A 9846-nucleotide genomic window follows, 5' to 3' on the forward strand; every position below is an offset into this window, starting at 1 on the left:
GATCGATCGCCATCTGGCGCACCTTCGGGTCGATGTGGGTCAGGCTGCCGAACTTGTAGGCGTCATCCTGGAACGTGTTCGAGTTGACCGTGCCGAGCGCGAGGCCCTTCTCCGCGGCGAACTCGCGCAGACCGGTGTAGTCGTCGACCTTGTCCCACGGGATGTGCAGGGCCACCTTCGGCGAAAGGCCGGTGACCTGGTGCACCTGCGCGGCGTCGGAGATCTTCTCCTGGATGGTGCGCGGGGTGCCGGGCGTGCCGAACACCTTGAACCGGGTGCCGGAGTTGCCGAACGCCCAGGACGGCAGTTCGATGACCTGCCCCTCGAGCTGGGCCAGGGTGTCGGGGCTGATGCTCACGTTGTGCTTCTTTCGGTCGGGGCAGCGGATGCGGCGGCGAGGGAGTCGAGTTGGTCTTCCAGATTGAAGATCTCGGTCAGTTGGAGGAAACCGGTGTCTGGGGCACCGTCGAGGGCGACGAAGAAGTCGCCCATCTCGGCCTGCCAGCGGGCGTTGACCTCGGTTGCGGCCATGCCCGTCTGGGCGGCGGCGAGGCTCGCGGTCTCGAAGTAGCCGATCAGCAGCCCGTCGTCGCGCAGGAAAATGGAGTAGTTGTTCCAGCCCGTGCTCTTGAGGGCCAGCAGCATGTCGGGCCAGACTGCGGCGTGGCGACGACGGTATTCGGGGATCAGCTCCGGCTTGACCTGGAGCTGGAAGCACACGCGGTGCTGGGTATCGCTGCTCGACATTGAGGTTCCTTGCTGGTTCGGATTCCGAAAATGAATCGATTCAAGTTTGCCGTGCGGAGCGCATTCCCGCAAGGCCGCGGGACGGATGCAACCGGCATCCGCCCCGCAGCCGACTCGCGCGGGCACTGCGATACTGCGGGTGATACGGGGTTGTGCGCGTGGAACGACCTAGAAGTTGAAGTCCGCGATGTTCTCCTTGGTGAATGTGAACGGCTCGCCGAGGAGCACGGTGGCATCCTTGCCGACGGTGAATTCGCCGAGGGCGCCTGCGGTGAACTTGTCGCCTTCCTTGCCGGTGATGGTGCCGTCGATCAGGGCCTTGGCGCCGTAGGCGGCGAGGTAGCCGAGGTCGGCCGGGTTCCAGAGCGCGAATGCCGTGACCGTGCCGTCGTTGACGTAGTCACGCATCTGGTTCGGCGTGCCGAGACCGGTGAGCGCGACCTTGCCCTTGTACTGCGAGGTCTGCAGGTAGCGGGCCGCCGCTGCGATGCCGACCGTTGTGGGCGAGATGATGCCCTTCAGGTTCGGGTGCGACTGGAGCAGGGCCGCCGTCTTGTCGAAGGAGGTCTGGTCATCGTCGTTGCCGTAGACGGTGTCGACGAGCGTGACGTTCGGGTGGTTCGCGGCGAGTTCCTTCTTCATCGTCTCGATCCAGGCGTTCTGGTTGGTCGCGTTGGCCGAGGCGGAGAGGATGGCGACCTCGCCGGTGTCGCCGATCTGCTTGGTGATCAGGTCGACCTCGATCTTGGCGATGCCGTCGGCCGTGGCCTGGTTGATGTACAGGTCGCGGTACTGCGGGTCGGTGTCCGAGTCGAAGGTGACGACCTTGGTGCCGGCCGCTCGGGCCTCGTTGAGGGCGCTGCCGATCGCCGTGGGGTCGTCGGCGGAGATGATGATCGCGCCGACTCCCTGCTGGGTGAGCGTGTTGATGAAGCTGACCTGGGCATCGGCCGCGGCGGTCGCCGGGCCGACCTCGGCGTAGGTTCCGCCGAATTCGGTGATCGCCTTGGATCCGCCCTTGTCGGAGGTGTCGAAGTAGGCATTGCCGAGGTTCTTCGGCAGGAACGTGATCGCGTAGTTCTTGTCGCCGGAGCCGGACGCAGCTGCACCGGTGGAGGTGTCGGTCGAGGCCGAACTGGAGCATCCGGTGGCGAGGAGGGCGATGGCTGCGACGCCGGCGACGAGCGCGACAGCGCGGGCGCCGTGGCGCCGGGTGGTGGTGGAAGGAGACATCGTTGTGCCTTTCAGGTGGGGTGAAGCGGATGTTGGTGGTCGGGCGAGGGAACGGAGCGGTTACTGCTTCTGTTTCTCTGGCGTGGCACGACGGAAACGCAGGCTGCGGAACCACGACAGAAATCGGGGGGAGAGCACGGACAGGATCAGCAGGGCGCCGGTGATGATGTTGATGACGTCCGAGCTGACATTGGCGAGGCGGAGCGCGCTCTGCAGCACGCCGATCAGGAGCACGCCGGCGATGACGCCGTGGATGGCGCCCTTGCCGCCGAAAATGGACACTCCACCCAGGAGGACCGCGGCGATGACCGACAGCTCGAGTCCCATCGCATTGTCACCGCGAGCGCTGCCGTAGCGGAAGGTCCAGTAGATTCCGGCGAGCGCGGCGATCAGCCCCGTGAGCATGAAGGCGACGACCTTGGTCCGGTTGACGTGCACTCCGGAGAAGTGCGCGGTCTCCGTGCTGAAGCCGATCGCCACGATTCCGCGGCCGAAGGGGGTGAAGTGCAGGAGAGCGACGAAGACCACGATCAACGCGACGACCAGCACCATGGCGACGGGGATGCCGGTGCTGCCGAACTTCGACTGGGCGAGGCCGGTCCAGAACGCCGGGAAGCTCGTGACGGCGGTCGTCCCGAGCAGGCCGACGGCGATGCCGCGATAGAGGGCGAGCGTGCCGATGGTGACCGCGAGCGAGGGCAGGCCGACCACGGTGACCAGGAGCGCATTGATCAGGCCCGCGACGAGGCCCATCACCAGGCAGGCGACGATGGCGACCGGGACCGGCCAGCCGGCCTGGGTCAGGATACCGAGCAGGACACTGCTCAGGCCGAGCGTGCTTGCGACGGAGAGGTCGATCTCGCCCATCATGATCACGAGGGTCATCGGCAGGGCGATCATCAGGATCGGCGCGACGTCGAGGAGCAGGAAGCCGAGCGTCGTGGTGGTGCCGAAGCGGCGCACCTCGAGCGAGGCGATCACGATCACGAGGATGAGGGCGACGATGACCGCCATCTCGCGGGTGAGGAGCAGGCGCATCCAGAAGGGTCGACCGTACTCGGCGTAGACGCGCGTGCCGGTCCGGCTGTCGGCCGGGGCGGAGATGGTCATGCGGAGACCTCCCGTTCTGAAATGAGTTGGCGGGAGAGTCGGAGCGAGAGGACCCGGTCGAGCACGATAGCGCCGATGATGAGGGTGCCCACGACCGCCTGCTGCCAGAAGTCGGGGATGCCCAGGATAGGCAGGGCACGGTTGATGGTGAGCAGCAGGACCGCACCGATGGCCGCGCCGTAGACGGTGCCGCTGCCGCCGAAGATCGCGACGCCGCCGATCACGGCAGCGCCGACGGCCTGCAGCTCGAGCCCGGTGCCCGTCTGCGAGTTGGTCGTTCCGTAACGGGCAGCGAAGAGCACGCCGGCGAGCCCGGCGAGGGCGCCGCAGAGCAGGAAGGCGACGAGGATGCGACGGGTGACGCCGAGTCCGTAAAGCTGCGCGGCATCGGGATCCGAACCGATCGCGTAGAGCTCCCGACCGCCTCGCTGGTTGCGCAGGTACCAGCCTGCGACGAGCACCACGATCAGCGCGATGATCGTGAGGTACGGCACGAAGAGCAGCGCACTCGTGCCGAGGGCGAGGAAGTCCTTGGGCAGGTCGGACGCGTTCACCCGGTTGCTGCCGGCCCAGAGCACGTTGATGCCCCGGTAGGCATACAGGGTTCCGAGCGTGATCACGAGGGCCGGCACCTTGCCGAACGCGACGAGCGCGCCGTTGAGCAGGCCGAGCGCAGCACCGAGTGCCATGCCTGCGGCGAAGACGACGATGATCGGGATGCCGGGCACGTCGATGAAAAGGCGCCCGGTCAGGTAGGCCGTCAGTCCGACGACAGAGCCGACCGAGAGGTCGACCGATCGGGTGATGATCACGATCGCCTGGCCGACGGCCACGAGCACGAGGATCGACGGGGTGAGGAGCAGGTCCCGGAATCCGTCCTGGCTGAAGAGGAAACTCGGGTTCTTGATCGTGGTGATGAGCACAACGATCACGAGGGCGGCGAGGATGCCGGTCTCGCGGGAACGCAGGAAGGTGCGCAGACCGCGCTGGAACGCTCCGCCGCCCGCTCCGGTGGGCGTCTGGGTGCTGGTTGTCGTGGTCACTGGATGGACTCCGTTGAGTGGGTGGCAGCGAACATGATGGACTCGGCCGTGGCATCCGCCCGGGAGATCTCCGCGGTGATGCGGCCTTCGCGGACGACGAGCACGCGGTCGGCCATACCCAGGATTTCCGGCAGTTCCGAGGAGATCATCACGATCCCGAGGCCCTCACCCGCGAGCTGCGAGAGCAGGCGATGCACCTCGGCCTTGGTTCCGACGTCGATCCCGCGGGTGGGTTCGTCGATGATGAGCACCTCGGGGTTCGTCGACAGCCACTTACCGAGCACGACCTTCTGCTGGTTTCCGCCGGAGAGCGTGCCGACCTCGGTGTCGAGGGCGTTCGTCTTGACCTCGAGGCGGCCGGCCCAGTCCTTGGCGGCCCGGTTCTCGAGGCTCGAGTCGATGAACCCGAAGCGACTGAGCCGGGTACGGGTCGAGAGTGTCAGGTTGCGGGCGACGGATGACTCGAGCACGAGGCCCTGCTTCCGGCGGTCCTCGGGCACGAGGGCCATTCCGGCAGCCATGGCCGCGGTCGGGTTGAGCTTCGGAACGGACTTCCCGTGCATCCGCACGGCTCCGGAGTCGTAGCGGTCGACGCCGAAAACGGCACGGACGATCTCGCTGCGACCGGCGCCGACGAGGCCCGAGAGCCCGACGATCTCGCCGGACCGCACCGTGAAGGACACATCGTGGAAGACACCGGCGGAGGTCAGCCCCTCGACTTCGAGCAGCACGTCGCCGACAGGGGCGACCTCCTTCGGGAACAGGTCGGTGACCTCTCGGCCGACCATCCTGCGCACGATCTCGTCGACGCTCGTGGACTGGATTGCATCGGTCGAGATGTATTGCCCGTCGCGCATGACCGTGATGGTGTCGCAGAGGGCGAAGACTTCGTCGAAGCGGTGCGAAATGAAGACCAGGGCGCGGCCCTCGTCACGCAGGCTGCGGGCGACGGCGAAGAGCCGGTCGACCTCGACGCCGCTGAGGGCTGCGGTGGGTTCGTCCATGATCAGCACCCGGGCGTCCACCGAAATGGCCTTGGCGATCTCGATGATCTGCTGGTCGGCGATCGACAGCCCCTCGGCCGGGCGGTCGGGGTCGATTCGCACCGCGAGGCGGGTGAACAGTTCCTCGGCCTCAGCGCGCATGGCCTTGCGGTCGATCCGGCCGAAGCGCTGGGTCGGCTGGCGACCCATGAAGATGTTCTCCGTGACCGAGAGGTCGGGGAAGAGGGTGGGCTCCTGGTAGATGACCGCGATGCCGGCCGCCTTGGCCTCGGCCGTCGAGCGGAAGTCGACGCTTTCGCCGCGGAGCAGGAAGTCCCCCGCGTCGCGCTGGTAGAGTCCGGCGACGATCTTGACGAGGGTCGACTTGCCCGCGCCGTTCTCGCCCACGAGGGCGTGGATGGAGTTCATGTGCACGGTGAGGTCGGCGGACGTCAGCGCGACGACCGATCCGAAGGCCTTGGCCACTCCACGCAGTTCGAGGGCCGGCGGGCCGGAATTACTGGGGCTGATCGACATTGATAGGTCCTGACCTCCACATTGAGGAACGCTGGGGAAACGCGCGAGCGGGCGTTGAATCGTTTTAATTCTGCGAACACAGGGAAATCTATTTCGATGCCACCGCAGCTGTCAAGTAACAACTGCGTAACGACGAGCTATTCTCGGAGCATGGTGGCGGCGGGCGGAACAAACCCCGACCCGCCGCGAAATACACCGCGCGGATGCCGGTGGCTGGATATCCGCGCCCCGATCTGACACGATTCATCGTGGCCCCGTGCGGCCCGATCTGGAGAAGACCCGATGTCCGTAAGCGTGCGTGAGGTGGCCGCGACTGCCGGCGTGTCCGTCGGCACGGTGTCGAATGTGCTCAATCGCCCGGACAAGGTTTCCCCGAGCACCGTCGAACGCGTCCAGGCGGCGATCAGCCAGCTCGGTTTCGTGCGCAACGACGCAGCCCGCCAATTGCGTGCCGGTCGCAGCCGGAGCATCGGCCTCGTCGTCCTCGACGTCGCCAACCCCTTTTTCACGGATGTCGCGCGCGGCGCCGAAGACCGCGCAGCCGAGGACGGCCTCACGGTGCTCCTGGGCAACAGCGACGAGAACCCGGGGCGCCAGAGCGCCTATCTCGACCTCTTCGAGGAACAGAGGGTGCACGGCGTGCTCATCTCACCCCTCGGGGACGTCGGCGACCGCCTCTCGCGGCTCCGCGCCCGCGGCACACCGACCGTGCTCGTGGACCGCGAGATCGCCGACCGGAGCTTCTCGTCCGTCGCCGTCGATGACGTGGCCGGCGGATACCTCGCCGTGAGCCACCTCGCCGCCATCGGACGGACCCGGATCGCCTTCGTCGGCGGGCCCCACAGCATCCGCCAGGTCGTCGATCGGCTCGAGGGCGCCCGCAAGGCCGTCGCCGAGCACCCGGGGGTCGTCCTCGAGACGATCGACACGGACTCGCTCTCGGTGTTGCAGGGGCGGTCCGTCGGTGAACAGCTCCTCGCCCGCCCGGCGGGAGAACGCCCGGACGCCGTCTTCGCGGCCAACGACCTGCTCGCGATGGGCGTGCTCCAGGCACTGAATATGCTCGGCGACGTACGCGTCCCCCGCGACATCGCCCTGATCGGATACGACGACATCGCCTTCGCGTCCGCTGCCGTTGTACCGCTTTCGTCGATCCGCCAGCCGAGCGCCCTGATCGGGTACACGGCCGTCGACCTGCTGATGCGCGAGGCGGAGGGCGGCGAGGACTTCGAGCACGAGCAGATCCAGTTCCAGCCCGAGCTCATCATCCGCGAGTCGACCGCCGGCTAGGCGAGACATCCGCCTGCCCGCACCCGCTTCGCGCCCGCCCGCGCGCCCCGCGTCCGCGCCGGTTTCCGCTGCCCGCGCCCCGTGACGACGGAAACCGCGCCGGTTTGCGCAGGTCGCGCCCGCTCTTTCGGGCGCGACCTGCGCAAACGGGCGCGGCGGCGAAGACCGGGGCGCTGGATCCGGCTAGAAGTGCATGTTCATCGCGACCGGTTCCCCGACGACGGATGCTTCGACGACTGACTCCTCGGCGACGACGTCTTCCGGGTAGCGTTCGGCTTCGATCTGCTGGAGGCTCTTACCCTGGGTGTGCGGCGCCCAGACGGCTCCGACCACGAGCGAGACGGCGAGGAAGCCGATCAGGATGAGGCCGAGCCAGGACAGCCCGATCGAGGTCAGCAGGATCGGGAAGACCATGCTGAGCAGGCCGACCATGATCCGGGCGACGAAGAACAGGATGCCCTGCGCGCTCGCCCGGTACTCGGTCGCGAAGAGCTCGCTGGCCCAGAGGCCGTAGAAGGCCTGGGCGCCGATGCCGGCCGCGACGCCCCAGAGCACGGCGAAGGAGAGCAGCGCCGGCATGGTCGGTTCGGCGAAGACGAGCACGGCCCAGGCAGCGATGCCCAGAAGCGAACCGACGATGTAGAGGATGCGGCGGTTGAACCTGTCGGCGAGGCGCATGAAGCCGAAGTAGGTCGTGGCCACCGTGAGACCCCAGACGAGCGCCTGCAGCAGGTACTGCTCCGTGGCGCTCTCGACTCCCGCGGCGGCGTAGACCCGCGGCATGAAGATTCCGGCTTGTCCTGCGACTATATTCCAGAACGAGTACACGCCGATCAGGAAGAAGATCGCGGTGATGTTGGCCTTCTTGCTGAAGAGCGCCTTGACGCCGTGGAAGACGTTGGTGGATGTCGCCTTCGCGTTGGATTCCTTCCAGATGGCCGTCTCCGGCAGTCCCTGCCGCATGTACCAGGTGATGAAGGCCACGACGAAGAGCTCGGCGAAGATGAGCCGGCTGCCGAGGAGGCCGAGGGGCTCGACCGCGACGGCGAGGAGGAAACCGATCAGCGGGCCGCAGGACCAGGCGAGCTGGGCGGCACCGACGTGCTTGGCGCGCTGCCCAGCCGGCGCCTGCTCGGAGAGGTAGGTCCACGAGGCCGGAACACCGGCCCCGACGGCGATACCGGTGATGATGAAGGCGAGCAGCAGCATCCCGTAGCTCATCGCGAACACGGCGAGGGCGACGCCGATCATATAGACGATGAGGTCGTAGGTATAAATGAACTTGCGACCGTACTTGTCGCACAACGGGCCGCCGATGAGCGCACCCGCCGCCGCACCGAACGCGTTCGCGCTCAGGGCCGCGAGCAATCCGACCGCGAAGTCGTCGATCCCGAACTCCTTCTGCCAGAGCGACAGGCTGGTTGCGATCGCGATGATCGATCCCGCTTCGATGTAATTAGACATCGCCACCGAGATGGTGGCTTTCATTCCGGTTGTGCTTTTGTTTCCAATTCGGACCACGAATGGTCCTCCTTTGCTCTCGTCATTGATGCAGAGGCTCGTGGCCTCGGCTTCGAGGACGCGATGCGGTGGCGCCGGTGGCGCCGCACCGTTCATTGAATGAAACGATTCAATGAGGTGTCCCAGCAGACTACGTCACAATCGTGTGCCTGCCTAACCATTTCGGGTGCGCCGTGACCGGGGGCGACGATCCGGGGGGAACCGGGGAGTTGACGCGCTGTGGTTTCCGGAGTTATAGTCGAGATAGTTGAAACGATTCAATTACCACGAAGACGAGGACATCCCATGAGCTTTGCCAGTCGCGAACTCCGCGAAGAAATCCTGTACTGGTGCAAGGAGTCGGTGCGTACCGGACTCAACTTCAACACCCAGGGCAACATCTCGATTCGCCTGCCCGAGCATGACGCGATCGTCATTACGCCCTCCGGCATCCGCTACGACGTGCTGACGGTCGACGAGATGGTCGTCGTCGGCTATGACGGCGTCGTCATCGAGGGGGACCTGTTCCCGTCGACCGAGACGGATGTCCACCTCGCCCATTACCGCCGCCGCCCCGACATCAACGCGATCGTGCACACCGAGTCGCCGTACGCGAACATGTTCGGCGCCGTCGGCAAGACCATCGACCCCGTGCTGCTGAACATGGTGCTCTACGCCAAGGGCGCCGTGCGCATCATGCCGTTCGAGTTCTCCACCAACAAGGATTTCGGCGAGCTCAGCGCCGCGCTCATGGGCGACGACACGAACGCCGTCGTCTGGGGCAACCACGGCATGATCTCGGTCGGTGAAGACGTCGCCGGCGCATTCAAGGTCGCCGTCGCGGTCGAGGCCAACGCGCAGGTGCTCTACGGGGCCCTGCAGCTCGGCACCCCGAACATCCTCGAGCTCGAGAAGATCGTCATCCCCGAGGGTGCGCGCCTGCCCTAAGCGGCATTCGGCACCCGATGTGCGGCGGCCCCGAGCGGGCCGCCGCCGCGCTCAACCTCAGCAGTATCCACAGACATACCCACAGAGAAGTGACCCCATGACGGTATCCGCAGAAACCCTTCGCCTCCTGGAAAGCCAGGCCATCGAGCTCCCGTCGTGGGCGTTCGGCAACTCGGGCACCCGCTTCAAGGTCTTCTCGACCCCCGGCACGCCGCGCACCCCCCAGGAGAAGATCGCCGATGCCGCAACGGTCGACAAGTTCACCGCGCTTTCCCCGAGCGTCGCGATCCACATTCCGTGGGACAAGGTCGACGACTATGCGGCGCTCGGAAAGTACGCCGAAGACCTCGGCGTCACGCTCGGCACGGTCAACTCGAACACGTTCCAGGATGACGCCTACAAGTTCGGCAGCCTGACCCACATCGACCCGAAGGTGCGCCAGATGGCGATCGATC

Annotated in this window: 8 protein-coding genes and 2 pseudogenes; 3 read left to right on the forward strand and 7 right to left on the reverse strand. The window is 66.3% G+C overall.

Going from position 1 to position 9846, the window contains the following annotated elements:
* The 6 genes and pseudogenes from E3O39_RS17415 to E3O39_RS17440 form a co-directional block, all read right to left on the reverse strand.
* Positions 1-358: pseudogene (locus E3O39_RS17415) on the reverse strand (rhamnose isomerase); the annotation flags it as partial.
* Positions 355-747 carry an L-rhamnose mutarotase gene (locus tag E3O39_RS17420; RefSeq protein WP_134446400.1) on the reverse strand — a complete coding sequence of 131 codons (393 nt, stop codon included), beginning with the start codon at positions 745-747 and terminating at the stop codon, positions 355-357. The pseudogene E3O39_RS17415 and the gene E3O39_RS17420, both read right to left, overlap by 4 nt.
* Before the next feature lie 168 nt (positions 748-915).
* On the reverse strand, positions 916-1980 hold the full coding sequence (gene rhaS / locus E3O39_RS17425) for a rhamnose ABC transporter substrate-binding protein (RefSeq protein ID WP_134446401.1): 1065 nt from the start codon (positions 1978-1980) through the stop codon (positions 916-918).
* Between the two features lie 60 nt (positions 1981-2040).
* The gene (locus E3O39_RS17430; RefSeq protein ID WP_134446402.1) at positions 2041-3090 is read right to left on the reverse strand and encodes an ABC transporter permease; all 1050 of its coding nucleotides are present in this window, start codon (positions 3088-3090) and stop codon (positions 2041-2043) included.
* The gene (locus tag E3O39_RS17435) at positions 3087-4133 is read right to left on the reverse strand and encodes an ABC transporter permease (RefSeq protein WP_370294981.1); all 1047 of its coding nucleotides are present in this window, start codon (positions 4131-4133) and stop codon (positions 3087-3089) included. Before E3O39_RS17435 ends, E3O39_RS17430 begins: the two co-directional genes overlap by 4 nt.
* Positions 4130-5653, reverse strand: coding sequence for a sugar ABC transporter ATP-binding protein (locus E3O39_RS17440; protein ID WP_134446403.1), 1524 nt, complete (start codon positions 5651-5653; stop codon positions 4130-4132). Before E3O39_RS17440 ends, E3O39_RS17435 begins: the two co-directional genes overlap by 4 nt.
* A gap of 282 nt (positions 5654-5935) precedes the next feature.
* On the opposite strand from E3O39_RS17440, the gene E3O39_RS17445 reads away from it, so the two are divergent.
* Positions 5936-6943 (forward strand): LacI family DNA-binding transcriptional regulator, encoded by a 1008-nt coding sequence (locus E3O39_RS17445; RefSeq protein WP_134446404.1) that lies wholly within the window; start codon positions 5936-5938, stop codon positions 6941-6943.
* A gap of 183 nt (positions 6944-7126) precedes the next feature.
* Here the strand turns inward: E3O39_RS17445 and E3O39_RS17450 are convergent, their stop codons facing one another.
* A complete protein-coding gene (locus E3O39_RS17450; RefSeq protein WP_198413467.1) occupies positions 7127-8431 on the reverse strand; it encodes an MFS transporter in 1305 nt (434 codons plus the stop codon).
* A 318-nt stretch (positions 8432-8749) separates the two neighbouring features.
* On the opposite strand from E3O39_RS17450, the gene E3O39_RS17455 reads away from it, so the two are divergent.
* Together E3O39_RS17455 and E3O39_RS17460 are read left to right on the forward strand one after the other, a co-directional pair.
* Positions 8750-9391 carry a class II aldolase/adducin family protein gene (locus E3O39_RS17455; RefSeq protein WP_134446406.1) on the forward strand — a complete coding sequence of 214 codons (642 nt, stop codon included), beginning with the start codon at positions 8750-8752 and terminating at the stop codon, positions 9389-9391.
* Between the two features lie 97 nt (positions 9392-9488).
* A pseudogene (locus tag E3O39_RS17460) lies at positions 9489-9846 on the forward strand (rhamnose isomerase); the annotation flags it as partial.

Origin of the sequence: Cryobacterium sp. MDB2-A-1, assembly GCF_004402675.1 — a bacterium.
Taxonomy (GTDB): Bacteria; Actinomycetota; Actinomycetes; order Actinomycetales; family Microbacteriaceae; genus Cryobacterium; species Cryobacterium glucosi.

Excerpts from the sequence above, each read along its gene's own strand:
- E3O39_RS17450 (WP_198413467.1), bottom strand. The coding sequence starts at position 8,431 with ATGAAAGCCACCATCTCGGTGGCGATGTCTAATTACATCGAAGCGGGA.
- E3O39_RS17420 (WP_134446400.1), bottom strand. The coding sequence starts at position 747 with ATGTCGAGCAGCGATACCCAGCACCGCGTGTGCTTCCAGCTCCAGGTC.
- E3O39_RS17455 (WP_134446406.1), top strand. The coding sequence starts at position 8,750 with ATGAGCTTTGCCAGTCGCGAACTCCGCGAAGAAATCCTGTACTGGTGC.
- E3O39_RS17445 (WP_134446404.1), top strand. The coding sequence starts at position 5,936 with ATGTCCGTAAGCGTGCGTGAGGTGGCCGCGACTGCCGGCGTGTCCGTC.
- rhaS (WP_134446401.1), bottom strand. The coding sequence starts at position 1,980 with ATGTCTCCTTCCACCACCACCCGGCGCCACGGCGCCCGCGCTGTCGCG.
- E3O39_RS17430 (WP_134446402.1), bottom strand. The coding sequence starts at position 3,090 with ATGACCATCTCCGCCCCGGCCGACAGCCGGACCGGCACGCGCGTCTAC.
- E3O39_RS17440 (WP_134446403.1), bottom strand. The coding sequence starts at position 5,653 with ATGTCGATCAGCCCCAGTAATTCCGGCCCGCCGGCCCTCGAACTGCGT.